The sequence below is a fragment of the Paenibacillus mobilis genome (genome assembly GCF_058267595.1).
The window spans coordinates 196173-221300 of the sequence record NZ_JBZCMS010000007.1 but is presented as its reverse complement, the minus strand read 5'-3'; the positions used below and the strand labels follow the sequence as shown (position 1 = coordinate 221300).

Annotated in this window: 23 protein-coding genes; all 23 read right to left on the bottom strand. The window is 52.7% G+C overall.

Annotated features, from left to right (window positions below; all coding sequences use genetic code 11):
• Nucleotides 1–10 precede the first annotated feature (10 nt).
• The 23 genes from AC3ZPD_RS14940 to AC3ZPD_RS14830 all read right to left on the bottom strand — a co-directional run bounded on the left by AC3ZPD_RS14940 (nucleotide 11) and on the right by AC3ZPD_RS14830 (nucleotide 25106).
• Complete coding sequence (locus tag AC3ZPD_RS14940; RefSeq protein WP_490985071.1) at nucleotides 11–886, bottom strand: flagellar hook-basal body protein; 876 nt, start codon at nucleotides 884–886, stop codon at nucleotides 11–13.
• Nucleotides 887–1018: 132 nt separating this feature from the next.
• Nucleotides 1019–2014, bottom strand: a complete 996-nt coding sequence (locus tag AC3ZPD_RS14935) for a rod shape-determining protein (RefSeq protein WP_490985070.1) — start codon at nucleotides 2012–2014, stop codon at nucleotides 1019–1021.
• 261 nt (nucleotides 2015–2275) lie between these two features.
• The gene (gene spoIIID, locus AC3ZPD_RS14930) at nucleotides 2276–2560 is read right to left on the bottom strand and encodes a sporulation transcriptional regulator SpoIIID (protein WP_068698498.1); all 285 of its coding nucleotides are present in this window, start codon (nucleotides 2558–2560) and stop codon (nucleotides 2276–2278) included.
• Between the two features lie 275 nt (nucleotides 2561–2835).
• On the bottom strand, nucleotides 2836–3609 hold the full coding sequence (locus AC3ZPD_RS14925) for a peptidoglycan DD-metalloendopeptidase family protein (RefSeq protein ID WP_490985069.1): 774 nt from the start codon (nucleotides 3607–3609) through the stop codon (nucleotides 2836–2838).
• An 82-nt stretch (nucleotides 3610–3691) separates the two neighbouring features.
• Nucleotides 3692–5206: a stage II sporulation protein D gene (gene spoIID / locus AC3ZPD_RS14920; RefSeq protein ID WP_490985068.1), complete on the bottom strand. Its 1515-nt coding sequence runs from the start codon at nucleotides 5204–5206 to the stop codon at nucleotides 3692–3694.
• Nucleotides 5207–5480: 274 nt separating this feature from the next.
• Nucleotides 5481–6269: an alpha/beta hydrolase gene (locus tag AC3ZPD_RS14915; RefSeq protein WP_490985067.1), complete on the bottom strand. Its 789-nt coding sequence runs from the start codon at nucleotides 6267–6269 to the stop codon at nucleotides 5481–5483.
• A gap of 213 nt (nucleotides 6270–6482) precedes the next feature.
• A complete protein-coding gene (gene murA, locus AC3ZPD_RS14910) occupies nucleotides 6483–7820 on the bottom strand; it encodes a UDP-N-acetylglucosamine 1-carboxyvinyltransferase (RefSeq protein ID WP_490985066.1) in 1338 nt (445 codons plus the stop codon).
• A 311-nt stretch (nucleotides 7821–8131) separates the two neighbouring features.
• The gene (locus tag AC3ZPD_RS14905; RefSeq protein ID WP_490985065.1) at nucleotides 8132–8386 is read right to left on the bottom strand and encodes a DUF1146 family protein; all 255 of its coding nucleotides are present in this window, start codon (nucleotides 8384–8386) and stop codon (nucleotides 8132–8134) included.
• Nucleotides 8387–8899: 513 nt separating this feature from the next.
• Complete coding sequence (locus AC3ZPD_RS14900; RefSeq protein ID WP_490985064.1) at nucleotides 8900–9313, bottom strand: F0F1 ATP synthase subunit epsilon; 414 nt, start codon at nucleotides 9311–9313, stop codon at nucleotides 8900–8902.
• A 49-nt stretch (nucleotides 9314–9362) separates the two neighbouring features.
• Nucleotides 9363–10763 carry a F0F1 ATP synthase subunit beta gene (gene atpD / locus AC3ZPD_RS14895; RefSeq protein WP_490985063.1) on the bottom strand — a complete coding sequence of 467 codons (1401 nt, stop codon included), beginning with the start codon at nucleotides 10761–10763 and terminating at the stop codon, nucleotides 9363–9365.
• Nucleotides 10764–10892: 129 nt separating this feature from the next.
• The gene (gene atpG / locus AC3ZPD_RS14890) at nucleotides 10893–11762 is read right to left on the bottom strand and encodes an ATP synthase F1 subunit gamma (protein WP_490985062.1); all 870 of its coding nucleotides are present in this window, start codon (nucleotides 11760–11762) and stop codon (nucleotides 10893–10895) included.
• Between the two features lie 139 nt (nucleotides 11763–11901).
• A complete protein-coding gene (gene atpA, locus AC3ZPD_RS14885; RefSeq protein ID WP_490985061.1) occupies nucleotides 11902–13416 on the bottom strand; it encodes a F0F1 ATP synthase subunit alpha in 1515 nt (504 codons plus the stop codon).
• A gap of 15 nt (nucleotides 13417–13431) precedes the next feature.
• Nucleotides 13432–13983, bottom strand: coding sequence for a F0F1 ATP synthase subunit delta (locus AC3ZPD_RS14880; protein ID WP_490985060.1), 552 nt, complete (start codon nucleotides 13981–13983; stop codon nucleotides 13432–13434).
• Entirely contained in the window at nucleotides 13980–14468 is a 489-nt protein-coding gene (gene atpF / locus AC3ZPD_RS14875; RefSeq protein ID WP_490985059.1) for a F0F1 ATP synthase subunit B, read from the bottom strand. The genes AC3ZPD_RS14880 and atpF overlap by 4 nt, the downstream gene beginning before the upstream one ends.
• A 130-nt stretch (nucleotides 14469–14598) precedes the next feature.
• Nucleotides 14599–14823 carry a F0F1 ATP synthase subunit C gene (atpE, locus tag AC3ZPD_RS14870; RefSeq protein ID WP_068698517.1) on the bottom strand — a complete coding sequence of 75 codons (225 nt, stop codon included), beginning with the start codon at nucleotides 14821–14823 and terminating at the stop codon, nucleotides 14599–14601.
• A 115-nt stretch (nucleotides 14824–14938) separates the two neighbouring features.
• On the bottom strand, nucleotides 14939–15772 hold the full coding sequence (gene atpB / locus AC3ZPD_RS14865; protein ID WP_490985058.1) for a F0F1 ATP synthase subunit A: 834 nt from the start codon (nucleotides 15770–15772) through the stop codon (nucleotides 14939–14941).
• A 29-nt stretch (nucleotides 15773–15801) separates the two neighbouring features.
• Complete coding sequence (locus AC3ZPD_RS14860; protein WP_490985057.1) at nucleotides 15802–16242, bottom strand: ATP synthase subunit I; 441 nt, start codon at nucleotides 16240–16242, stop codon at nucleotides 15802–15804.
• On the bottom strand, nucleotides 16235–16468 hold the full coding sequence (locus tag AC3ZPD_RS14855; RefSeq protein ID WP_490985056.1) for an AtpZ/AtpI family protein: 234 nt from the start codon (nucleotides 16466–16468) through the stop codon (nucleotides 16235–16237). Before AC3ZPD_RS14855 ends, AC3ZPD_RS14860 begins: the two co-directional genes overlap by 8 nt.
• Before the next feature lie 175 nt (nucleotides 16469–16643).
• Nucleotides 16644–17816: a non-hydrolyzing UDP-N-acetylglucosamine 2-epimerase gene (wecB, locus tag AC3ZPD_RS14850; protein WP_490985055.1), complete on the bottom strand. Its 1173-nt coding sequence runs from the start codon at nucleotides 17814–17816 to the stop codon at nucleotides 16644–16646.
• Nucleotides 17817–17872: 56 nt separating this feature from the next.
• The gene (upp, locus tag AC3ZPD_RS14845; RefSeq protein ID WP_490985054.1) at nucleotides 17873–18502 is read right to left on the bottom strand and encodes a uracil phosphoribosyltransferase; all 630 of its coding nucleotides are present in this window, start codon (nucleotides 18500–18502) and stop codon (nucleotides 17873–17875) included.
• Nucleotides 18503–18761: 259 nt separating this feature from the next.
• Nucleotides 18762–19946, bottom strand: a complete 1185-nt coding sequence (locus AC3ZPD_RS14840; RefSeq protein WP_490985053.1) for an SGNH/GDSL hydrolase family protein — start codon at nucleotides 19944–19946, stop codon at nucleotides 18762–18764.
• 82 nt (nucleotides 19947–20028) lie between these two features.
• Nucleotides 20029–22533: a glycoside hydrolase family 38 N-terminal domain-containing protein gene (locus tag AC3ZPD_RS14835; RefSeq protein WP_490985052.1), complete on the bottom strand. Its 2505-nt coding sequence runs from the start codon at nucleotides 22531–22533 to the stop codon at nucleotides 20029–20031.
• Between the two features lie 122 nt (nucleotides 22534–22655).
• Nucleotides 22656–25106, bottom strand: a complete 2451-nt coding sequence (locus tag AC3ZPD_RS14830; RefSeq protein ID WP_490985051.1) for a glycoside hydrolase family 95 protein — start codon at nucleotides 25104–25106, stop codon at nucleotides 22656–22658.
• Nucleotides 25107–25128: the final 22 nt, after the last annotated feature.

The following is a 25128-nucleotide window of genomic DNA, read 5'->3' as shown; positions in this document are numbered from 1 at the left end:
GCAGCACCTCCTATACCCGTCCTATTTCGTTAACGGCTTTGTCCAAGCTTTTATCGTAATACTGGATGACCTGCTGGTTGGCTTCATAGGCGCGCTGTGCCGCCATCAAATCGACCATCGCCTGCGCGGAATCCACGTTGGAGCTCTCCAGCGAACCCTGGCGGACTTCCACTTGGGCGCCCGCTGCCATCGGATTGATTCCCGCTGCAGCCGGATCCGCCGCTTCATACACCCCGTTGCCGTCCCGAACCAGCTGATTCGGCTCATTGGCGACGCTAATCAGAAGCTGGGGTCCGGTTGTTCCATCCGTATTTATCATTCTGCCCTGACTGTCTACTTTTAATTGATCTACGGCTCCGTCAACCGTAATCGGATTGTTATCCGCTCCCAGCACTTCGTAGCCTTGAGCGGTCAAAAGGCGGCCGGCCGCATCTACATGAAACCCGCCGTCACGGGTATATTTCTGGTTGCCGTCATTATCGCGAACCGTAAAAAAGGCCTGCGGCTCGTAAACGACGCTGCCGTCTTCCTGGACGGACTTGCCGTTGGCGTCAAAGACGTAATTCTGCCCGGTATTCGGATTCTGAAGCTGAAGCGAATTGACCAGCGCGAAGTCCGTGGTTTTCCCTGTTTCTTCAGGATCTCCCTGCGTAAAGTTAGGCAGGCTTTCCTCGGCAAACACGCCCGTGTTCAGCTTACCGATCGGATTGACCGTTCTTTGATTACCGCCGACAGCCGAAAGCAAAACCTCCGGAAAAGAACGTGCAACGCTGTTCGCTTGCTTATAGCCCGTCGTATTGACGTTTGCGATATTCTGGGTCACCGTGTCATGCAGACGCTGCTGGGTCATCATGCCGGCGGCAGCCGTGTAAAGTCCTCTCAGCATGGAAGAAGCCTCCGATTTCCATTGATCTATTTTTTATGTAGCAGCTTGCTGCGACATCTTATCCTAAACCTTCAAATCCTACATCGAAATTCTGCCTCAAAATCCTACGCGTACTTCTCTATATATCGGCTATTAAAATTTTTTCTTTACGGCTCGGTCCAAATTATCGAGCATAATTCCCGTTCCTTTTACTACGCAATGCATCGGATCTTCAGCTACAAGCACGGGAACGCGAAGCTCGTTCGCCAGGAGCTCGTCCAGCCCGTGGAGAAGCGCTCCCCCGCCGGTCAAAATGACACCTCTGTCGATGATGTCCGCGGAAAGTTCCGGCGGCGTGCGCTCCAACACGGATTTAGCTGCGGATACGATAGAAGATACGGAATCCCAAAGCGCTTCCTGAATTTCAGCAGAAGTAATGCCGATCGTCTGCGGCAGACCGGATACCATATCCCGGCCGCGGATGTCCATGCTGGCGTCCCGGCCGCCCGGATGGACGGTACCGATGTTAATCTTGATGTCTTCGGCCGTACGTTCGCCGATCATCAATTTGTATTTGCTTTTGATATAACGGATGATAGCGTCGTCGAGCTTGTCCCCCGCCATTTTTATAGAGGAAGCCGTGACGATGTCTCCCATGGAGAGCACCGCCACATCGGTCGTTCCTCCTCCGATATCGACTACCATGTTGCCGCTCGGTTCATAAATATCCATACCTGCGCCAATAGCTGCAGCTTTAGGTTCTGCTTCCATAAAAACTTCTTTGGCGCCGCTGCGTTCCGCCGCTTCGCGAATCGACTTTTGCTCGACGGACGTAATGTTGGTAGGCGCACAGATGAGAATGCGGGGATGGCTGTACCAGTTTTTCCCTCCGACACGGTTGATAAAATGCTTTAACATCGTTTCCGTAATTTCAAAGTCGGCAATTACGCCGTCCATCAGCGGACGGATTGCCACAATATGGCCCGGTGTGCGGCCCACCATGCGCCTGGCGTCTTCACCCACGGCAAGGACACGTTTGGTGTCGCTTTCTATAGCAACAACAGACGGTTCATCCAGCACTACTCCTTTTCCTTTTACGTGTATCAGCACATTCGCCGTTCCAAGGTCAATCCCGATATCCTTGCCCATACCTGCATCCCCCAAAGCGTTATTTTATAAAAATATGGTAAAAAGACTCCGCTGTATTCGCATCATCCGGCTTTCCGACAAAATTATGCGATTTTCGAGAGAATCCGGCTTTTTCCATGGAAAATTCCGCATTCTGTTACCATATTTTAAAATATCATACTTCAGGGGAGCGATTCAATCCTAAAAGCTGCATCCTGCTGTTTAAACTTATTTTTTACCCGAATTTCCACAGACTTAAACACTTTTTTGAGGGATTCAGGGTTATTGAACGGATGTCACGATTTCCCGATTTTTGGAGCTGCCTTTTTTATATTTGATTTTGGTCGCTTCTCCCCCTCTCAAATGCCGGATTGATTTGTGGTATTCCAGGATGTGCTTCACCTGGTCGGCAAGATCCGGATTGATTTCCGGCAGCCGCTCGGTCAAATCCTTATGCACGGTGCTTTTCGAGACGCCAAATTCCTTGGCGATCGTCCTGACCGTATGTTTGGTCTCCACGATGCAGCGGCCAATTTTGATGGTACGCTCCTTAATGTAATCGTGCACGCTCCCGCCTCCCTACTCGAGATAGTTTGGTACATTATATGAGGGGCGGGCCTAGATATTCTTTGTTTCATGCGGCCTTCGATTCGCAAAGGGAAAAAGGTCATCGGGAGGTAAACATCCGGCCCCGCATTGGGACAAGGACAAAACCGCGCCAGTCCTGCATATTGGCGTTTGCGGCAGCGGCCGGTACAAGCATCGGATTTTTTTGGGAAAAACAGAAAAACCGGAGAGTCGCTCTCTCCGGTTTCTGTTCATACGGCGTTTATAACCGCTGATTATTTATTGTCGCTGCCGTTGTCAGGCAGCAGGGAAGCCGGATTCACCGCTTCGCCGTTTTCGTAAACCTCGAAATGGAGATGGTTGCCGAGCGCTTTGCCGATTTCATTTTTACCGGCGGATGCGATCGTTTGACCTTGCTTCACTTCGTCCCCTTGCTTCACTTTCACGTCAGCCAAGCTTTCATAAACGGTCTTCAGGTTGTTGGCGTTCGTCACTTCGACGGTGTATCCGTTCAAAGCGTGCTGCTCAACCTTCGTTACCTTGCCGCCGAGCGATGCCTGAACTTCAAAAGCGGCGTTGTCGCTGCGGGCTACGTCGATTCCCGTATTCGGCATAAATTCATCCTTGTATTGTACCATTGCTGCTTCATGCTCTTCCGTGGAACCGTCTTTATCATAAAACGGCTTAACAATTGTTACTTGGGAAGCGTCGGCTACCGGCCATGCAAAATCTTCGCTTACCGCTGTGGTTTCTACAGCTTCTTCGCCTTTTTGGCCGGCCTGCGGATCGGCTGCCGGTTCGGCGCCTGTTTCTACCGAACTCACGTCATCCGTTACGGTAGTCGTGGTATTTTCAGCCGCCTGCTTGTGACTGGCGTCCTGATAGACCCAAACTAACGTTAGGATAAGAGCTGCTGCGACCATATAGGCTGCCGGGTAAACCCATCTTTTCGACAATGCTTTCTTCCAAGCAGATACCGGAGCGACCGGTTCTCCTATAAGGTTTTTAGGAGATTCTTCTTGGTTTGGTTTGTTTTTTTGTTCATTCATATGCTTATCACCTCAGTAACAAGTGTTACCGCGGCGAACTCTTTTATACTTGGTTTATAGTAAATTTTTCAAAAGTTTTCATTTATAGAAATTTGGAAGAAGTTTCGAAGGAAATCCCGGTATAGTAGTGCTTTAAAATCTCGTCGGCGCTGTATCCCTCCTGAGCCATTCCGTTAGCGCCCCACTGGCTCATGCCTACCCCGTGTCCGTACCCGTAGGTGGTAATGAGAGCTTCGTTCTGCTGAACCTTTATATCAAAACGGCTTGACCGGAGCCCCAGCTTCTCTCTGACCTCCCGGCCCGTAAACAGCTTGCCGCCGATTCTTATCTCTTTTATGCTCTCCCCCTGTGTGCGGCCCAGTATTGAAAAAAGAGATGCGGCGGCCGTTTGGCCGGATCCCGTCTGAGCCAGGGCGGAAAGCGAAGGTTCGCTTAATCCGAGTTTGCTATAAACCTCATCTAATGGAATCTGCACGGTTTCTTTATAAGAAGGATCAATTTTCGCGTCCCAGGGGCTGGGTACGCTGCGGAGATAAGGAATTTTTGCGCTCCAGTAATCCTCCGAATTTTCGGTATAACCGCCGCTGGCCGAGAAAAACAAAGCCGAGATCGGCTGCCCCTCGTAGGTCATGATTTTTCCCGCCGTGTCCTCCACCGCTTTCTGCAGCTTCTCCAGCGCGGCGCTTTTACCGGCCTTCTTCCAGGCCGCAAGCTCCGCTTTCGACAAGTACGCCTGATGAGTGACGGTGTCGGTCACATCGGCGCTGCCGTCCGGGACGCCGCTGCGCTCTCCCGCGGCGAGCCGTCTGACGATGAAGGTCCGGGCGGCAACGGCCTGGGCCTTCAAGGCTTCGATGCCGAAATCGGACGGCATCTCCGCCGCCAGCACGCCGAGCACATATTGCTCGAGCGGCAGGGTTTCCACGGCCCCGGTGTCCGTCAGGTACACGGACACCGGGGGCCCGTCCGCCCGCTGCGCAGCGGCGGGCGGGGCTGAAGCGGCCGGCGCCTGCTGGCCGGCCGCGGGGGTGCTCTGCGGCGCGGTTACGCCGCCGCGGTGCACCAGGAGCGCTGGCAGCAGCACAGCCAGCGCGGCAATTCCTGCGGCTGCCAAGGGCAGCCGCAGGCGCCTCCGGCGGCGCGGGCCGCCCCAGCGGGGTGGCCGGCGTCCGCCCGCGGGCCAGCGCAGCGGCCGCGCGCCCGCATCGCTCGCATGACTCGCTTGGCTCACCTCACCCGCATCGCCCACAAGGTTCGCTTGCCACGCGCGGCTCGCCTTACCTTCATCGCTCGCATGATTCGCTTGCCCCACATGGCTTGCCTTGCTCACCCCACCCGCTTGCCGCGCAAGGCTCGCCTTATCCGCATCGCCCGCAAGATTCGCATGCCTCATCCGGCCCATATTATCCTTATGCCTCATTTGAACCGCCTTACCTGCTAAGCTCACGTGCCTTACATCTTCCGTGCCGCTTCTTGGATCCTCCCGCCGTTCCTCTGGAATCCCGTCTTCCGTTTCATGCTTCCCGCTAGCAGGTAACGCTTTTTTCTGCGTCTGATCGGTAAGTTTAAAAGTAAGAGATGCCCTGTCCTTGTTCATTTCCGGCTATTAACCTCCGCACCGCATTCTCTTGCTGCTTTACCTGCTGCCGTTATCAGCCTTTCTAGCTGCGGCTTTCAGTATACTTATAGATATGAGTTTTTCGTATCTGCTAGAACCTTTTAATCTCAACCGGAAGCTGAAAGAAAGATAGAATCTGGTCCTAAAACCTCCCAGCAAATTAAAAAACGGAACCCGGCTAATGCCAGGCTCCGCTTGCTTTTTTTCTATTCCCGTTTGCGTTAATGGACTTAGCTGATGAGCTTAATTGAAGCTAGGCCTTCACCCGACTTTTAATCGGCAGCCACTCCAGAACCTTCTGGATATGATCGTCCCAATACTCCCAATTATGATTGCCCGGATCAAAAACCGTAGTGATCTCGTAACCGACCCGGTCCGCCAGCTCTTTGAACTTTACGTTCCCTTCATATAGAAAGTCTTCCGTTCCACAGCATTGATAAATCAGGGGTTTCGGCCCGCCGGAAGCCGCCGTTTTTTCGAGCAGCCAAAGCGTATCATCCTCCGAGCCTTCGATATTCCGGTCCCCGAACACCAGCTGTAGGCTTCTTAACGTATGTGGATTATTATTCATATGACCCGCCAGATCAAGCACGCCGGACAAGCTGGCCGCAGCCGCAAAACGATCCGGGCAGCGCAGCGCCCACTTGACCGCTCCGTAGCCGCCCATAGACAGCCCAGCCACAAAACGGTCTTCTCTTCGCTCTGACAGCGGAAAAAAGGAAGCCGCCAACCTCGGCAGCTCCTCAGACAAAAACGTCCAATACGGATTGCCATATTCCATATCGCTATAAAAGCTTTGGTGCACGTTAGGCATAACTACCGCAATTCCAAGTGCCGATACATACCGTTCGATAGACGTGCGTCTCAGCCAGATCGTATCATCGTCGCTGTATCCATGCAGCAGAAAAAGCACCGGATATTTCCCCTCGCGCCGAACGCTTTCCACCCCGATTTCCCGGGTCGTTTCCTGGGGAAGAATAACCGTCATCTGCGTACTAAGCCCCAAAACCTCCGAAAAAAATTGACATTGAATCAACGCCATCTGCGTCATCCCTTCTCCCGAAATTCGAATGTTTGATTGCGCTTTCTTGTTTTCTATTATAGCTGTCCTTTTCCGCAAGCTGCAAAACTTTCGTATTTCTTCTATGTAAATGTAAGATTCCTTCCTTGAACGAAGAGACTTCAATAAAAAAGCAAAAACCGCCCAAAGAGGCGGTTTTATAGGTTTCCAAAAGCGACCCGGATCTAAAAGACTTTAAACCCAGCTCGTTTGAACTTTCAGTTTTGGCAATTCTTCCGCAGCTCGGCTGCGTTCAGAGGTTTTGCCTTCCTCATCCAGCTCGATGCGCCAAATATCGGCGCCAAGTCCGGACAATTTTTCAGCCAGGTTCACATATCCGCGATCAATATGATGAGTACCGCTGACTTCCGTCGTGCCTTCTGCGATCAATCCGGCAAGGATCAGGGCCGCTCCGGCTCTAAGATCCGTTGCGCACACTTTGGCGCCGACCAGCTTCGAAGCACCGGTAACGATAGCCGTACGTCCTTCGACTTTAATTTGCGCGTTCATCAGTGAAAATTGTTCCACATGCATAAAGCGATTCTCAAATACCGTCTCGGTGACTACGCTGGTGCCTTCGGATTTCAACAGCAGCGCCATCATCTGCGACTGCATATCAGTCGGGAATCCCGGATACGGCAGCGTTTTAACGTCTACCGATTTCAGCGGATGTTTCGCCATCACGCGAATGCCGTTTTCCTTAATCTCGATTTGAACGCCCATTTCCTCCAGCTTCGCGATGACCGGATTCAGGTGATCGGCGATCGCGCCTTCCACAAACACGTCCCCGCCGGTGATTGCTGCAGCAATCATATAAGTACCGGCTTCTACGCGGTCAGGAATAACGGTATGGTCTACGCCGTGCAGCTTTTCGACGCCTTCGATCCGGATCATTTCCGTTCCTGCGCCGCGCACGATCGCGCCCATGCTGTTTAAGTAATTGGCCAGATCGACAATCTCCGGCTCTTTGGCGGCATTTTCAATGATGGTAGTGCCTTCCGCCAAAGCAGCGGCCATCATAATATTTTCAGTCGCGCCGACGCTTGCGACATCCAGGTAAATTTTTGCTCCGCGGAGCTTTCCTTCGCTGGTGGCTTCAACAAAACCTTGCCCCAGTTTAATTTTAGCCCCCATGGCCTCAAAACCTTTGAGATGCTGGTCAATCGGTCTTGTACCGATCGCACAGCCGCCTGGCAGCGAGATACGCGTATGACCGAGTCTGGTCAAAAGCGGACCCATGACCAGAAAAGACGCTCTCATTTTACGGACCCACTCATATGGAGCTTCATAAGAAGAAAGCTGGCGGGCATCAACGGTAATAACCTCCTGGTCATATGTAACCTCAGCCCCCAACGACTCCAATACTCGGCTGATCGTCCTAACATCGTCAAGAGGTGGAGCATCTCGAATAATGCTGACTCCTTCTTCACCTAATAAAGAAGCTGCGATAATCGGCAGCACTGAGTTTTTTGCTCCGCTAACTTTAACGTTCCCGGTCAACACATTGCCGCCGCGGACGATAAATTTACTCATACGGTTCCCTCCGCGCGTTCATTTTCTCTTTTCTCACCATGATTGGCGGATTGCTCCGCTGGTATGAAATTCATAATGGAACTCCATTTCAAATCACAAAGTTCATCTTAGCATTGTTAAATTCAGGCGCACAAGGTACTTTTGCCGGAGGGATAGGACATAGGAATCAGGACCCTAACCACTGGGCATTTTAATGAATCATAAAAAGAACAAGACCCTTATTCACCATTGTTAACACTTCGTTTTGATGTTATTCGACAAAAAATTAGAGCTTGCGAGGCCTAACACACATATAACCACTGTCATTAAAATTAAAACAAGTAACGCAGCATATGGGTATAGCCCAGGTACTGGATCACAAAATCGGCAACAAACTTACCCAGCACAATCGCAAGCAAAAGCTGCAGCAGCTTGCCTTGAGGTCCTTTTGGATGCCTGATAACAAGATCCAGCTTCAGATTCTGCAATGCCCACCAGGAGATGCAGATGCAGATTAGGCTGATAATAATCGCCGTAAGCGAGCTGACTGCCGCTGAAGACGAAATTTCACTCAGCGTTATATCCACTCCAGCCCTTCCTCCTTGTGTACGATATGTTATGCCGGCAGCCGTCGTTCGGTTAATATAACCAAAAACTTTGTCTTCCGCATAAACCTGTAAATAAATAGACCTTCTATATCATACTTGCCAAACGGGTAATAATCCAGTTTTTTATTGTAATAAAGCGTTAACAATGTGTCTTTTTTAAAGATTTTTTTTAACCCTTTATATGAAATCGATTCCTATGAATGAAAAAAATAGTTTCAATTTCTTCTAATCCCTGGAATTTGGTCCCATTCATTATCATCGGCATCCTGGTTCATTTAGTTTACCCCAACCGTCCGGATTTCTTGTAGAGCTCCTTCATGAATCCATTGGATAATCAAAAAGTAACATGGGACTTTAAAGGCAGTATTAAATCGGTACCTTCCCTCAAAAAACGCTGATAATCCGGTATTCAACCGCAAATCGGGGTGAATCTGCTTTCTTATGTAAAAATAAAAAGGCCGAATCCCAACGGGATCCGACCTTTGCTTATTACTATTCCTTGCTTCTCGAAGACACGTTAATCCGGGTTACGGCTCTTTGCAGGGCCAACTCCGCCCGGCGGTGATCAACATGGTCCTTGCTGCTGCGGTTAGCGAGTCTGCGTTCGGCCCGTTCTTTAGCCGCTCTGGCGCGTTCCACATCGATATCCTGCGAAAGCTCCGCACTTTCGGCCAGAATGATCGCTTTCTCCTTCTGCACTTCAATAAAACCGCCGTGAACGGCGATTGAGGTTCTATTGCTGCCGGCTTTAACTACAATGGGCGCAACCTGAAGAGGAGTAACCAAGGGCACGTGGCCGGCCATAACGCCGAATTCCCCTTCTGTGCCGCGTACAATGACGTTATCCACCTGCTGGGAGAAAACTACGCGCTCCGGTGTGACGATTTCAAGCAAAAAGGTATTCACGCTCATCACTCCTTAGGCTATTTGCAAAGGATCTCCGTCAGCTACAAGCTTACAGAGTTTTTGCTTTCTCCACAGCTTCTTCAATAGTCCCTACATACATGAAGGCTGCTTCCGGAAGGTCGTCATGTTTGCCGTCCAGAATTTCTTTAAAGCTGCGAACCGTTTCCGCAACCGGAACATATTTACCTTTAATACCTGTAAACTGTTCGGCAACGTGGAATGGCTGCGACAAGAAGCGCTCGATTTTACGAGCACGTGCAACAACCAATTTGTCGTCTTCAGACAATTCGTCCATACCGAGGATGGCGATAATATCTTGAAGTTCTCTGTAGCGGGCAAGGATTTGTTTAACGCCTTGCGCTACATTATAGTGCTCTTCGCCAACAATTTCCGGCGTAAGCATCCGGGAGCTGGAAGCCAGCGGATCCACGGCAGGGAAGATCCCTTTTTCGGAAATTTTACGTTCAAGGTTCGTTGTGGCGTCCAAGTGAGCAAAAGTAGTCGCCGGAGCCGGGTCGGTATAGTCATCCGCAGGCACGTAGATCGCTTGAATCGACGTAACGGAACCTTTTTTGGTCGATGTAATCCGTTCTTGCAATTGACCCATTTCTGTTGCCAAAGTAGGCTGGTAACCTACCGCGGACGGCATGCGTCCGAGCAGGGCGGATACTTCGGAACCCGCTTGGGTAAAGCGGAAGATGTTGTCGATGAAGAGCAGAACGTCGCGGCCTTCTTCGTCGCGGAAGAATTCAGCCATAGTCAGACCCGTCAAGGCTACGCGAAGACGTGCGCCCGGCGGTTCGTTCATCTGACCGAATACCATCGCCGTTTTGCTGATAACGCCGGAATCGGACATTTCATGGTACAAGTCGTTACCTTCGCGAGTCCGTTCGCCAACACCCGCAAATACGGAGATACCGCCGTGTTCCTGCGCGATGTTGTTGATCAGTTCCTGAATCGTAACGGTTTTACCTACGCCCGCGCCACCGAACAAACCGATTTTACCGCCCTTAGCGTAAGGAGCGAGCAAGTCGATAACCTTGATGCCTGTTTCCAGGATTTCGGATTGGGTGGACAGTTCTTCAAAAGTAGGAGGCTGACGGTGAATCGGATTTTTAGTTCCGCCTTCAGCCGGTCCTTTATTATCGATCGTTTCGCCAAGTACGTTAAATACGCGGCCTAATGTTATTTCGCCTACAGGCACGGAAATCGGAGCACCGAGGTTAGTGGCTTCAACGCCGCGAACCAATCCGTCTGTAGAAGACATGGCGATACAGCGAACCAGATTGTCGCCCAGATGGTTAGAGACCTCCAGGGTCAAATCGTTCGGGCGGCCGGCAGCGGCATCACCCGGGATACTAATAGCGTTGAAAATTTCCGGAAGCTGACCGCGTTGAAATTCAACGTCGACAACCGGACCCATAATGCTGACAACGCGTCCTTTGTTCATCTTTTGTTTCCCTCCTCAAAGTTTGCGGAGCACTGCTTAAGGTGCAATTCCGGCTTCATGCACATGACAGCCCCGGAATAAGCAGCCTAAGCGCCTTGTTCCCGCAAACTGTCATCATAGCCTTTAAATTTAGGACTGGGCGTTTGCGCCTGCGACAATTTCCGTGATTTCCTGGGTAATTGCAGCCTGACGAGCCCGGTTGTAAGTCAAGGTCAATTCGCCGATCATCTTCGATGCGTTTTTCGTTGCAGATCCCATCGCCGTCATCTTGGCGCCAAGCTCACTCGCTTTACCTTCCAGAAGCGCCCCGTAAATGAGCGTTTCGGCATACTTGGGAAGCAGCACTTCAAGAACGCCTTCCGGTGAAGGCTCGTATTCGTAGGATGCTTTCAATTCACCGCTAACGGCACCGCTCTCCGCCCGTTCGAACGGGAGCAGACGATCGATCGTCGGAATTTGCGTAAGCGGATTGATGAATCGGTTAAAACAAATGTAGATTTCATCAAACTGTTCGCTTTCAAACCCCTGAACGGCTGCGCTCGCAATCTTCTTGATATCGGCAAATGAAGGGGTGTCGGACAACTCGACAACCGTTTCCACTACCGGAAGGTTGCGGCGGTTGAAGTAATCCCGACCTTTTCGTCCTACTACGAACAATCCGTACTCTTCTTTGGAAGCATGCTGCGACAAACGCTCCATGACTTTACGAAGTATATTGGAGTTGTAGCCGCCGACAAGGCCGCCGTCGGAAGTAATCACGATATACGCCGTTCTTTTAATAGGGCGCGTCTCCAGCATCGGATGGCTGACCCCTTGGGAACCGGCGGCAATGCTGGTCACGACCTCCTTGAGCTTCTCCTCATAAGGACGGGCAGCTTGCGCTTTCTCCTGGGCTCTTCTCAGCTTAGCGGAAGCGACCATCTCCATCGCTTTCGTGATCTGACGGGTGTTCTGTACGCTTTTGATCTGGCGTTTAATCTCGCGGATTCCTTTTGCCATGATTTCACCACCTTAAAGTTTTGGCAGAGCCAAAACTACTTCGTAAGCATAAACCTGACTTTGAGCGAAGCCCAAAGCATTTATTGGTCCGTATGCACGCAAGCTTTGGCCATCGCCAAAGCCCGTGCATATTTATATATTAGGCTTTAACTGCAAAGCCTTTTTTGAATTTCTCGATTACGTCTTTCAGCGCGGTTTCGTTTTCTGCGGTCAGATCCTTGGTATCGCGGATCGACTGTAGCACTTCGCCATGCTGATTTTCAACGAAGGACAAGAATTCAGCTTCGAAACGGCGGATGTCGCCAACCGGAATCTCGTCAAGATATCCTTTAACAGCTGTGTACAAGCTGATAACCTGTTTTTCAACAGACAGCGGCTGGTTCACGCCTTGTTTCAGGATTTCCATCATCCGGGCACCGCGGTTAAGGCGGGCTTGGGTCGATTTATCCAAATCGGAACCGAATTGGGAGAACGCTTGAAGCTCACGGTATTGGGCAAGATCCAGACGGAGCGTACCGGCTACCTTCTTCATCGCTTTGATCTGCGCGGAACCGCCTACACGGGATACAGAGATACCGACGTTGATCGCCGGACGTTGACCGGAATAGAACAGGTCCGACTCCAGGAAGATCTGACCGTCGGTGATCGAGATCACGTTGGTAGGGATGTATGCGGAAACGTCGGAAGCCTGAGTTTCGATAAACGGCAGGGCTGTAATGGAACCGCCGCCAAGTTCATCGCTAAGCTTCGCTGCACGTTCCAGCAAACGGGAGTGCAGATAGAATACGTCACCAGGGAACGCTTCGCGGCCTGGAGGACGACGAAGCAGCAAGGACAATTCGCGGTATGCCGCGGCTTGTTTGGAAAGGTCATCATAGATGATCAAGACATGCTCGCCTTTGTACATGAAGTACTCACCCATAGTTACGCCCGCATAAGGAGCGATGTACAAGAGTGGGGACGGCTCGGATGCCGAAGCCGTTACCACGATTGTGTAGTCCAAAGCGCCATGGCGGCGAAGGGTTTCAACTACACCTACAACCGTGGATTGTTTTTGACCGATCGCAACGTAAATACATTTCACGCCGTTGCCTTTTTGGTTGATGATCGTGTCGATCGCGATAGCCGTTTTACCGGTTTGGCGGTCGCCGATGATCAATTCCCGTTGGCCGCGGCCGATAGGTACCATGGAATCGATCGCTTTGATCCCCGTTTGCATAGGCTCATGTACGGATTTACGGTCGATAACGCCTGGAGCGTTATGCTCTACAGGACGGAATTCCGTAGTCGCGATCGGGCCTTTGCCGTCTACCGGCTGACCCAGCGGATTCACTACGCGGCCAAGCATAGCTTCGCCTACAGGAACCTGCATGATTTGTCCGGTGCGTTTCACTTGGTCGCCTTCGCGGATTTCGCTGTAAGGGCCCAGAATAACGACACCTACATTGCTTTCTTCAAGGTTGAGCGCAAGGCCTACAACCCCGTTTTCGAATTCGAGAAGCTCGTTAGCCATCGCGTTTTCGAGTCCGTGAACACGGGCAATACCATCACCGACTTGAATAACGGTTCCGACTTCGGCTACTTCGATTTCCGTCTTATATTGTTCGATCTGACTTTTAATCAGTGTGCTGATTTCCTCAGGTCTGATACTCAAGTGTTTCACCCCTATCTACAGTGCTTGTCTTCGAAAAGATTTCTCAAGCCGTTCCAGCTTGCCGGCAAGACTTCCGTCGTAAAGCGTATCGCCGATGACGACTTTCATGCCGCCGAGCAGGCTGTTATCCACCACGTTTTCCACGCGGATTTTCTTGTTCACAAGAGTGCCGAAATGTTCGGAAACCTCTTGTTTTTCTTCTTCGTTCAGAGGGTAAGTCGTATATACCACAGCCGTAGCGAGGCCGAGCGCTTCCCCGGAGATGCGGATATAGCTTTCAAGCAGCTCTGGCAAAACATTGACTCTTCCGCGTTCTACCAGCAATTTGAGCAGGGAAATAACCGGTTTCGAAAGGTTGCCGGAAAGGCTAGTTTCGATTACCTGCAGTTTCGCCTGATCGGTAATGCTAGGAGCCGCGATGAAGTTGACGATCTCTTTGTCGGCCGTCAATGCTTCGACCGCCGCCTTCAGTTCCTGTTCGACTTCAAGCGTACGGCCTTCCTGAGCCGCGATTTCATAAATGGCTTTGGCATAACGGGAGGCAACAACCGCTACTTTGCTGCTCATGAGCGGCCACCGACCTCTTTGAGGTATTGGTCAACGAGTTCTTCTTGCACGCCGTCTTCCTTAACCTCTTTCTCAAGCAGCTTGGACGCAATCTTGACAGATGCAACGCCCACTTCCGAACGAAGCTGTTCGACCGCTTTGTTCTTCTCGTTTTCGATATCGCGGACAGCCTCGTCTTTGAGACGTACGGCTTCATCTTTCGCGAGCTCAATGATTTGGGCCGCTTGTTTGCTGCTTGTTTGCTTAGATTGCTCGATAATATCGTATGCATCCTTGCGTGCCTGCTGCAGCGCTTGTTTCTGCTCTTCTACATATACATTAGCCTGTTCGCGCGTTTGCTTGGCTTCTTCTACCTGCTGAAGCACAAGCTCGCGGCGTTTTTCCATTACGGAGAAAAGAGGACCAAACGCATACTTGTTAAGCAAAAAGTAGAGAATCAGGAACGCTATTAACGCAAACACGAGAGATTCCCATGAGAATTCCAATCCCAGTCACTCCTTTCCAGTCATCGGTACATTCTAGCTTCCGGACCCGGAAGCTTAAAGATGGATTCAGGTGAAAGAGATATGGCGCGGACGGCCTCGCCTTCCCCGCCATATCTCTCTTGTCCGTTTATTAAGCAGCTGCGTAGAAAATGAACGCAAGGACTACCCCGATGATTGGAAGGGCTTCGACCAAACCTACACCGATAAACATAGTTGTTTGCAAAGTGGATTTTGCTTCCGGCTGACGAGCAATACCTTCTACAGTTTTACTAACGATCAAACCGTTACCGATACCTGCGCCCAATGCGCCCAAGCCTACTGCGATCGCAGCGGCGATAAATGCCATAACTCCCATTTTAAAAAATCCTCCTTAAAAGATGTCAATTTTTATAAAACTATGATCAGGCTAAGGACCAACAAACAAATATCCCCGGCCGCTACAACCCTTGCTTTAAGCCCCAACCCATTCGCTAATGTTCGTCATGAGTCTCCATAGCTTGTGAAATATACACAAACGTCAGAATCGTGAAGACAAACGCTTGAATGGAACCTACAAAGATACTGAAGCCCTGCCATACTACGAGACCCGCAACGGAAGCGATCCAACCGCCGACGCCTAAAGCCGTAAGCTTCAAGAGCACGGAGATCAATACCTCACCCGCAAAAATGTTCCCGTAAAGACGCATGCCGTGCGTTAGCACTTTCGAGAATTGCTCAATCAAGTTGATCGGCAGGAAAAACACATAAGGCTGAATGTAGTGTTTAAAGTAGCCTTTGGTATTTCGCGTCATGCCCAGGAAGTGGACCATCAGGAAGATCATGATCGCGAGTCCCATGGACACCCCGGCATCGGCCGTCGGCGATTTCCACCAGGCGACTCCCACCTCGATTTCCTCATGCTCACCGCTCGCAGCCTGTTGAGCCTCAAGCTTATCAAATTGCTCGGTGACGGACACAATCGGCTTGCCAAAGATGTGCGCCGCGTCTTTATCGTTATATTCCGTTACGATACCGAACGGCAATCCCAGCATGTTACTTACAAAAATAAACATAATGAGCGTTAACCCAAGCGAAAGGAAAGGTCTTCCTTTCTTCATATCCATGGTGCTTGAGATCAGCCCTTTCACAAAATCAACAACCCATTCCATAAAGCTTTGAAGTTTGCCCGGATTCTCGACCGACAAATTCCGCGTAGCGATGAAAGCCAGCAGGAACACGACCAGACAGGAAACGACAAGCATCAGAATGACGGACAGGTCGATGTGAAGCCCATGCCATTCAATAATCGGTGACTTATGCAGCATAATTCTCACCCCTTTCCCAGTCGGGAATTCTAACTCTGTTGTTTAGCTTTCTCTTTCCGGGCCAGTTCATCCCTCATTCTCTCCTCTTTAATAGAGAAAATGATGCCCAGAATTTGAAGCAGGAAGTGGGCAAACACCAGACTGGCCAAAACGGCAAGTTCACTAAAATAATGAGGAAACTCAAGAGGCACTAGAATGGCCAAAATGGATGTTGCCAACCGGAAACCAAACCCGAGCCCAACGCGTTTCTTGCTGCCTTTGCCCTCCGCGGCCAATACCGCTGCCTCAATAATCAGTCGTACTTTGTAAGCCATATGAATAACGTTGATACAGCTTACGATGGAACCTAAAATCAAACCGTGAGCGATTGCACGATGCTCAGGAAGAATAACGGAAATCAGCAGGCATAATGCCGAAAATATCAGAACTATCCGGATGACGAGTACTCGATATTTGGTTAATTCATTCATCGTTTTCCCTCATTATCCTTCTAATTACAGCCACGGCGCCGAACACTCCGGCGGCCATGCCAGCCAACACCCCGATTCCGACTCCAATTCCGCGATTGCCGAGCAGGTTGCCCAGCCATGAGCCGACGTAAAAACCAGCCATCGTACAGACGGCAAAATCCACCCCTATCAAACTGACTATGCTAGCCGTTTTCCAGGCGGATCCGCCTCTTTCAGGTTTGTCCATTTTCTGTCCCACCCTCGGAATTCTAGTTCATTTTACTAATACAAAATAAACTTTGTCAATTGACGGGAAAGCCGACAGAGCCTGCAAGAAAGCGCTTTTGAAACCCGATTTTCATTTTCAACTCTGTAAACCCCTGAAAACCGTACAGTTTAACTGTATGCTGTACGTTTTTCTCTTAAGACATCATATCATTTTCATTTGTGAACTTTCTGTGAAATTCCTCAGGACGCTCGCTTTTCAGACCGAAATGGTGAAGTATCGCATTGACAATCCGGTTCGACGCTTTTCCATCTCCGTACGGGTTGGCGGCCCGGCTCATGGCCTGATAAGTCTCAGTATCGCTGAGCAGTGCTTTTGTCCGTTCATACACCTTCTCTTCATCCGTACCGACCAGTTCCAGAGTACCCGCTTCAATGCCTTCAGGTCTTTCCGTCGTATCGCGAAGGACAAGCACCGGAACACCGAAAGATGGCGCTTCTTCCTGCAGGCCGCCCGAATCCGTCAGGATCAGGTGGGTGTGCGGGTAGAAATTGTGCAGATCCACCACATCCAGCGGTTCAATCAGCTTGATGCGCGGATGGTTGCCGAGAATCTCATGCGCCGGTCCGGATACGGCCGGGCTTGGATGCACGGGGTAGCAGATCGCAATATCTTCAAATTCGTCGGCAATCCGTTTCACGGCGCGGAAAATGTTGCGGTGCGGCTCCCCTTGGGACTCGCGGCGGTGCGCCGTCATCAGAATCAGGCGTTTGCCGTCCGCCCAGTCGAGTACAGGATGAGTATAATCATCTTTTACCGTATATTGAAACACATCCGTAACGGTATTGCCTGTGATGTAAATACTTGACTCCGACTTGTTCTCTTTGCGCAAATTGCCCGCGGACCAATCCGTCGGCGCAAAATGCAGGTCAGCCAAAACGCCGGTCAGCTGGCGGTTCATCTCCTCCGGATACGGGGACATTTTGTTCCAGGTTCTGAGTCCGGCCTCTACGTGGCCGATTTTGATCTGCTGCAGGAAAGAAGCATAACTCGCCAGGAAGGTGGTCAGCGTATCCCCGTGAACCAGGACGATGTCCGGTTTTGCTTCCTTTAAGACGCCCTCAAGCCCCTCCAGAACGCGGATCGTAATTTCATTCAGACTTTGCTGCGCTTTCATGACGTTCAGGTCATAATCCGGCTGAATCTTGAAAACCTCCAGAACCTGATCCAGCATCTCGCGGTGCTGGGCCGTTACGCATACGACCGATTCAATATGCTCCGGATGTTTCTCCAGTTCAAGAATCAGCGGAGCCATCTTGATGGCCTCCGGTCTAACGCCAAAAATCGTCATTACTTTAATCTTAGACACTCTTATCCCCCGTTTCCGTTTCTCTCATGATTGCAGGTGTCACCAGCCGATGAGGGCTATTTGGTGCCGTATAGACGGTCTCCGGCATCGCCAAGCCCCGGAATGATATAACCGTGATCATCGAGATGGCTGTCCAGGGCAGCCACATAAATATCCACGTCCGGATGCGCGTCCTGCACGGCTTTTACGCCTTCAGGGGCCGCAATCAGGTTCATCATTTTGATTTGGGTGCAGCCGCGTTTCTTCAGCACGTCGAGAGCCGCAATCGCCGAACCGCCCGTTGCCAGCATAGGGTCGATAACGATCAGCTCGCGTTCCTGCACGTCCGTAGGCAGCTTGGTATAATATTCAACCGGCTGCAGCGTCTCCGGATCCCGGAACAGACCCACATGGCCCACCTTTGCGCCAGGGATCAGTTTTAATACGCCGTCCACCATGCCAAGCCCCGCCCGCAAAATCGGAACCAGCCCGAGCATCCGTCCGGAAATCACCTGGGTTTGCGTTTCCGCTACAGGCGTCTGTACCGTAATCGTTTCAAGCGGCAGATTTCTTGTAATTTCATAAGCCATCAGAGTGGCTACTTCATCCACCAGTTCCCGAAACTCCTTGGTGCTGGTCCGCATATCGCGGATGAATGTCAGCTTGTGCTGAATCAGGGGATGGTCGCAAACAATCAATTTTCCCATTATATTCCCTCCGTACAGATCCCAATATTCACAGCTTGCCATTATGTTTCCTAATCAAGCATGTCCGTAAATCTTGTTCATTATATCACTTGGCGAACGCGTTTTCACCTGCCGCCGTTATGTTTTGCGGAAAAAGGGGCGGTCTTCTCGCCGATCGTCCGGGAAGCCTTTTTAAAGCTTGTCGGATTTCGCTTCGCACGGAGAAAACCCGGAGGGGGATCCGCTCCCGTCCGGGTTTGTCCGTAACTTTTTTCTACAATTAATGAATCAGCGCTCTCAACACGCGAAGCCCGTTCCCCTGACTGCGGTCGTCCCTGCTTGCGGAGTTGCGCACCGTAATTCTCATTTCACCCGGCTGCTCCGGAGGAGCAAACAGGACGGGCACAGGACGGTACGCTTTCAGGCACCAGTCGTCAAAGGGATTTACCCGGGTGAAAGAAGCCCCATTGATGGAGTATTCAAGCATACCCGTGTCCGGACCGCATAACAGCAGCACGCCCGCCCCCCGGCCATGCGCCGTAAAATTGAAGGAAGCGCCGGCCTCGTCGGTATAGACATGCTCCGTAGAGTATCTCCAGTTCATCAGAGGATCTTCCGGCTGCAGTTTTCTGGTCAAAAAAGCTCCCGAGCCCTGTACGGCCGAAACCGGCAGCATGTCTGCAAATTCATAGTTTCCTTGAATCAAAGGACCGGAAAAAGAATCGGACGCACTAGGCCAATCAGGTTCACGCCAAGCTTGATCAGCCGCTCCAGCCAGCGGCAGCTCCTCTTCCAGGAACTCACGCATGAAACGGGCATACAGCGAATGACCCAAATCATTTGGATGGACGCGGTCGGGCGCAAGCTCGGTCCACACCGCAGCCCCCTTCTCAATTAGACCGTACACTCCCGCGGCAAAATTGACCGAAGGAATTCCGTAAGCATCGGAGACCTCTTCATGCACCGCAATATTAAACGGATTAAGGCTAGCCAAATTAGAATCGTCGCCCGTATAAACGAAACAAAACTCCGTCTCCGGCGACAGCCGGCGGCAGGCCCGGACAATGCCTTCCATCCCCCTCAGCGACTCCTCCCGGTCCTCCCCGTCGTTCACGCTGAACTCGACAAAAAGCAGATCAACCGGACCTTCGCCCGCCTCCAGCACCTGTTCTTTCAAACGATAAGCGCCCAGCGTAGAATCCGTGCCGCCTACACCGGCATTTATGCTGCGGAACGAAGGAGCGCTTCCGTTAAGTTGTCCAAGCTTATCGCGTAAAAAATGCTCCGTCAACGCCCGCCAGCTTGTTGAATCGGGATCGGATGCGCCTGCTCCTTCGGTGATGGAGCCGCCGAGAAAAGCAGCCGTAAACGGATCGCCCCCGGCGATCTTCCGGGCTGTCCGCGGCAAGCCTTTACGCCGGATGACGCGGGCATGGGCGCCGTTCAACTCCAATAAATCCTTCATACGCCGTTCCCCCTTTCTATCGTTATGAATTCAAGTGACTCGTCTTGAAAACGTCTGCTCCAAGATTCATAGAAGATTATGATCACAATCCCTCGCACAGCTCTGCTTCGCGAAGGGTGCGATCCGCGGGGTCAAAAGACAGTGTTTTGACTTCAAAACCCTCCAGCTTGATCCCGGCCGAAAGACCGAGCGACGGGATTTCCACGGTCGCGGTTCGCGCCGTGCCTGTAGGTTCAAACAAGCGGAGAATATAACGATCGGCTTGTTCCGCTTTTTTAAACGCGCTGAGCTGAACCACATCCTCTTTGATCCGGATGAAGGTTCCGGGAAGCTGTCCTTCGCCCGACGGGAAAAAGGAAAGGGCATACGGCCGCTCGCCGTGCGCCAGCGCCTCCCGGTCCACCTGCTCCAGACGCTCGCGGCGCGGCCCGCCGTTCAGCCAAAACGTGTACTGCCGTTCGCCCTGGTCGATCCGGGGCAGAAAACGGTCCTGCGGCATAATCGTTTTGTCGCCGATCGGATGGGCGCAGTAGCCTGCTCCCCGCAGCAGGGATAAACGGATTTCGCCGTCCAGGCAATCCGAGCCGTAAACGCCGTCATTGATGCAGGTCACCGCAAGCTCCGGTCCTGCTTCATCTCCATCGGCGGTTCCCTCCAGCGCCACCCAGCGCTGGGATACGGCTTCCGTGCCGTCCGCGGCCAGCTCGCTGACGCCGAACGCGGTTTGACCACGGTAACGGGAATCCCCTCCGCTCAGCACCGTAGGAACGGAAAGCTTGAGCATTTTATCTTTTTCATTCCAGTAAACCCTCAGGTTCACTTCCATTTCCGTTCCGGTCTTCGGCAGCTTGTAGGTTTGGCAAATATACGACTGATTATAATGAAGAACCGCTTCGATCACCGTGCGGACTTCGCCGTCTTCGATGACGCGCACCGAAGGCAGCAGGGCTTTGCGGACTCCGGAGAAGTCCGTTCCCTGTCCCGGGTTCATCAGTGTAAAAGCTCCTATGACTTCCCTGAACGAATCGGTATCCATCCGCCACGGATCTTCATTGTCCGCCATCACGAGCGGACGGAAAGCACCACCGCGCAGCAGTGATACGCCGTCCACGGCATATTCTTCGATCAGCCCGGTCAAGGTGCTGACGGCCACCCGCAGCCTGCCGTTATCAAAGACGTATTTCCCGTCCCGCGGCTTAAGCCGCGGCTCCGGCTTGCTGTCCGCCCGCTCGATCCGGCAGTCGAACCGGTTCATCGAAGACGGGGCCAGCTCGGCCTCGAAGACCACACGTTTGCGCCAATCCAGATTCAGATTGCTTTGCTCTTTTTCCGTTTGGGACGGCAGTCGTTCTTCGCCCCGGTAAGCAGCCGGCACGGAGAAATAATCCTCCCAGTTCTGATCCTCCAGCATAAACTCGCATTCCACAAGCTGTCGGACCGGGTAAGGATGCGGATTGTAGACCAGAATCGGGTATTCCTTCAGCTTGGCTTTCGACTGTCCGGCGGACAACGCAAAAAACGCCCGGGTTCTGAGCCGCGCCAAAATCTCCAGTCCGTGCTCCAGCAGGCGCAAGGAAGCATCTTCAACCGCCTGGATCGAAGACCCTGGCAGAATGTCATGGAACTGGGCGTACAGCAGATCATTTACGGCCTCGTTCAGTTCGGCTCTCGGATAGCGAAGCAGGCCTTGGGCATCGGCGGCAGCCAGCATTTTTTCGGTCATAAACAATTCGTTTTCAAGCTGCCGGTGTTTCTGCTTAATGCGGATCATGGAGGTATAACAGCCTACGAACCGCGGGTTAAGATCCTGATCGTAAACGGGAAGCCCGCCCCGCTCTTTCAATTCGGCAAAAAAATCTTCCGGCGTAGAGTGGACCACGTCAATTCCTTTGGCCTTCGATTCTCCAGCCAGCTTGGCGATGGCGTCCAGGTCGATCCGGGATGGACCGCCCCCATGGTTGCCTACCCCCCAGAGAAGGAGGCCGGTCTCGGTTTCGGGATGTTTTTCGATCCAGGCCGCGATTTTTTCATGGGCCTTGCCGAGCAGGGTGGAATAACCGTCCGAGATTTGATGCGCCATAATGCTGGATCCCGCATATCCCTGCCAGACAAAATTTTGTCCGGGTACGATAACCCGGTTTTCAGGACGCATGAAGATATAGGAGTCGTATCCGGCCTTCTCCATGATCTGTACCAGCCCGCGCGTATGGCCAAACGAATCGAAATTGATCGCCGCCGTCGGCCGGGCGCCGAATTTCTCGCTGAAATAAACCCGGCCCATCAGGATCTGCCTGACAAAAGATTCGCCCGAAGGCATGTTGCAGTCCGGCTGCAAATACCAGCCGCCCATGATGTTCCATTTCCCTTCGCGGACCAGCTTTTGAATCCGTTCAAACAGGCGGGGTTCATATTCTTCGATCCATTTGTACAAAATCGCCTCATTGTGGTTAAAAACATAACCGTCATATTCCTCGCAAAAGTCCGCTGCGGCCCTGAAGGTGGAAACGGCCGCGGCCGCTCCCTCCTCCCATTCCCATTGCCACGAAGGGTCTAAATGCGCATTGCTCAGCAGGTGCAGTTTCCTCATCCCCAAAAAACCTCCTATGAAAATTCGTTATTTCTATCTTCAAAAAAACTTTGCCTCCGCTGGAGATGGGGGTACCGCTCCCAAGCTTGGGCTTCCCCCGGCGTAAGGCTTGGGTTTTGCGTTCATTCGGCTGTCAGCGTGTAGCTGGCCCCTTTCCGGGTTGCAAAGGTCCATACGCCTGCCGCTTCATCCCGCTTTGCTTCCACCGGCAGGCCGTCTTTCATAATCCGGGTCGCGGCAGGGGCCAGTACGGCGCAAGGCTCGCCAGAGCGGGAACGGATTATAGCTTCGGACCATTTTCCATCCGCCCAGGAAATAGAGACTTCAAACCCGCCGCGGGCCCGCAAACCGCTCACATACCCGTCGGACCAGCGGTCCGGCAGGGCGGGGAGCAGCTCCAGAAATCCCTCGTGCGACTGAAGCAGCATCTCTGCTATACCGGCCGTTGCCGCAAAGTTTCCGTCGATCTGGAACGGCGGATGCGCGCAAAGTAAATTGGCGTAAACCCCGCCGTGATGGTAATTATCCGTTTCGTCATCCCGGACCAGCTTCAGGAAGCGGTCAAGCAGCGCCCAGGCGCGGTTGCCGTCCTTGAAGCGCGCCCAAAGCGCGATTTTCCAGCCCAGGCTCCAGCCTGTGCCGTCGTCCCCTCGCCGTTCCAGCGATTGTCTGGCCGCCGCAAACAGCTCGGGCGCCGTTTTTTCCGTCAGCTGCCTTCCCGGATACACCCCAAACAGATGTGAAACGTGCCGGTGGTGGATATCCTCGTCCTCAAAATCCTTGTACCACTCCTGCAGCTGGCCATATTTGCCGACCTGCAGCGGGTACAGCCGGGACCGGGCCGCCTCCAGCTCGGAGCGAAACTCGGTATCCTCCCCCAGCTCGCCGATCGCCGCGATGCAGTTCGTGAACAGATCCCAAATGAGCGTCAGATCCATCGTTGACGCGGCGCTCACGGCGGCCGTGCCGCCGGAAGGCGTTACGAATTTATGCTCGGGCGAAGTCGATGGCGCGGTAATCAGCCGGCCTTCCTCATCTTCAAACAGCCAATCCAGACAAAACAAAGCGGCCGACTTCATGACCGGATAAGCCTGCTCACGCAAATAGACTTTATCCCGTCCAAATGCGAAATGCTCCCACAGATGCTGGCACAGCCATACGCCGCCCATCGGCCAAAGCGCCCAGCCGGCATCCCCGTGGCCAAACTCGCCCACTGGAGCAGTATGCGCCCAGACATCCGAATTGTGGTGCGCCGTCCATCCTGCCGTCCCGTAGTGAAGACGCGCGGTTTCCCGGCCGTTCACGGCCAGATGGCCGATGAAATCCAGCAGCGGCTCATGCAGCTCCGGCAGGCCGCAGCTCTCCGCAGGCCAATAATTCATTTGGGTGTTGATATTCAGCGTCCAGTTGCTGCTCCAGGGCGGCCGGGTTTCCTTGTTCCAAATGCCCTGCAGATTGGCCGGCTGAGTGCCGGGCCGAGAGCTTCCGATCAGCAGGTAGCGGCCATATTGGAAAATGAGCTCCACCAGTCCGTTATCGTCGGCGCCTCCGGCTTGGACACGTTTGTCCGTTGGCATAGGCGACGAGTCAGAGGCTGTACGGGTTGAGGTTGCCGGGCTTACGCCGGGTGTTTGGGCTACACCGGATTCCGGCTGTCGCCCTCCCCCTTTTCCCAAGCGAAGCTCCACTCGGCGGAACAACTCCCCGTATTCCGCAGCGTGCGCGGCATAAAGCGCGTCGCCGCTTAAACCGCATGCTGCCTCAAGCCGCTCTGCCGTCTCCCGGAAAAGACGATTCATGTCCTCCGGCATCCGGTCAAATCCGGCGAAGGAAGTCGCCGCAGCTATCAACAGCGTGGCCCGGCTGGCTCCGGTGACCCGGATCCCGTCCGCTTCGGTCACGCAGTCGCCATCCGTATCCGAAACGGCCAGTCTGGCCTCAAACGCCATGCCCCGCCGACCTTCAGCCGTTTCGTACAGGATCGGCTCCTCCGGATTGTAATAATTAGGCGCGACATAAGCCGGCGCCGTTCCCCGGAGGACAAAATGTCCTTCTTCCGCCAGCGTTCCGCTTCGCAGAGGACTGTCCGCCGTCACGTGAAAACCAAGCTTGCCCGAGCCGCTGGCCGAAAGGCGCACGACAATAACCTGATGGCAAGCGGAGGCAAAGATTTCGCGTTTGTAGGTCGTGTTTCCAATGACATATTCGGTGCAGGTTTTTCCTTCGGCCAAATCCAATTCCCGTTTATAGCTGCCGGCTACATCCCCATGTTCGAAATGGAGGGTTACGCCGCCAAGCGGCAAATAGGACTGGGTGTAGCGGCCCATCATTTTTTTGCCCAGCCGGTCCGCTTCGGTATATCGTCCTTCGCGAACCAGGTTTCGCATTTCCGCTAAATGTCCTGCGGCAGAGTGGTTATTGCCGTCCTGCGGGTAACCCGACCAAAGGGTATCTTCATTCAGCAAAAACCGTTCTTCTTCTACGCCGCCATACAGCATCGCCCCCAGCCGACCGCTGCCGATTGGCAGGGCTTCGGTCCACACCCGGGCCGGGGTGTCATAAAACAGCTTCATTCCTTCTCCTCCTGTCCTTTAT

Bases quoted from the DNA above. Each gene is read 5' to 3' on its own strand.
- AC3ZPD_RS14940 (WP_490985071.1), bottom strand. From the start codon at position 886: ATGCTGAGAGGACTTTACACGGCTGCCGCCGGCATGATGACCCAGCAG.
- AC3ZPD_RS14935 (WP_490985070.1), bottom strand. From the start codon at position 2,014: ATGGGCAAGGATATCGGGATTGACCTTGGAACGGCGAATGTGCTGATA.
- AC3ZPD_RS14925 (WP_490985069.1), bottom strand. From the start codon at position 3,609: ATGAATGAACAAAAAAACAAACCAAACCAAGAAGAATCTCCTAAAAAC.
- spoIID (WP_490985068.1), bottom strand. From the start codon at position 5,206: ATGAACAAGGACAGGGCATCTCTTACTTTTAAACTTACCGATCAGACG.
- AC3ZPD_RS14915 (WP_490985067.1), bottom strand. From the start codon at position 6,269: ATGGCGTTGATTCAATGTCAATTTTTTTCGGAGGTTTTGGGGCTTAGT.
- murA (WP_490985066.1), bottom strand. From the start codon at position 7,820: ATGAGTAAATTTATCGTCCGCGGCGGCAATGTGTTGACCGGGAACGTT.
- atpD (WP_490985063.1), bottom strand. From the start codon at position 10,763: ATGAACAAAGGACGCGTTGTCAGCATTATGGGTCCGGTTGTCGACGTT.
- atpG (WP_490985062.1), bottom strand. From the start codon at position 11,762: ATGGCAAAAGGAATCCGCGAGATTAAACGCCAGATCAAAAGCGTACAG.
- AC3ZPD_RS14880 (WP_490985060.1), bottom strand. From the start codon at position 13,983: ATGAGCAGCAAAGTAGCGGTTGTTGCCTCCCGTTATGCCAAAGCCATT.
- atpE (WP_068698517.1), bottom strand. From the start codon at position 14,823: ATGGGAGTTATGGCATTTATCGCCGCTGCGATCGCAGTAGGCTTGGGC.
- atpB (WP_490985058.1), bottom strand. From the start codon at position 15,772: ATGCTGCATAAGTCACCGATTATTGAATGGCATGGGCTTCACATCGAC.
- AC3ZPD_RS14860 (WP_490985057.1), bottom strand. From the start codon at position 16,242: ATGAATGAATTAACCAAATATCGAGTACTCGTCATCCGGATAGTTCTG.
- AC3ZPD_RS14855 (WP_490985056.1), bottom strand. From the start codon at position 16,468: ATGGACAAACCTGAAAGAGGCGGATCCGCCTGGAAAACGGCTAGCATA.
- upp (WP_490985054.1), bottom strand. From the start codon at position 18,502: ATGGGAAAATTGATTGTTTGCGACCATCCCCTGATTCAGCACAAGCTG.
- AC3ZPD_RS14840 (WP_490985053.1), bottom strand. From the start codon at position 19,946: ATGAAGGATTTATTGGAGTTGAACGGCGCCCATGCCCGCGTCATCCGG.
- AC3ZPD_RS14835 (WP_490985052.1), bottom strand. From the start codon at position 22,533: ATGAGGAAACTGCACCTGCTGAGCAATGCGCATTTAGACCCTTCGTGG.
- AC3ZPD_RS14830 (WP_490985051.1), bottom strand. From the start codon at position 25,106: ATGAAGCTGTTTTATGACACCCCGGCCCGGGTGTGGACCGAAGCCCTG.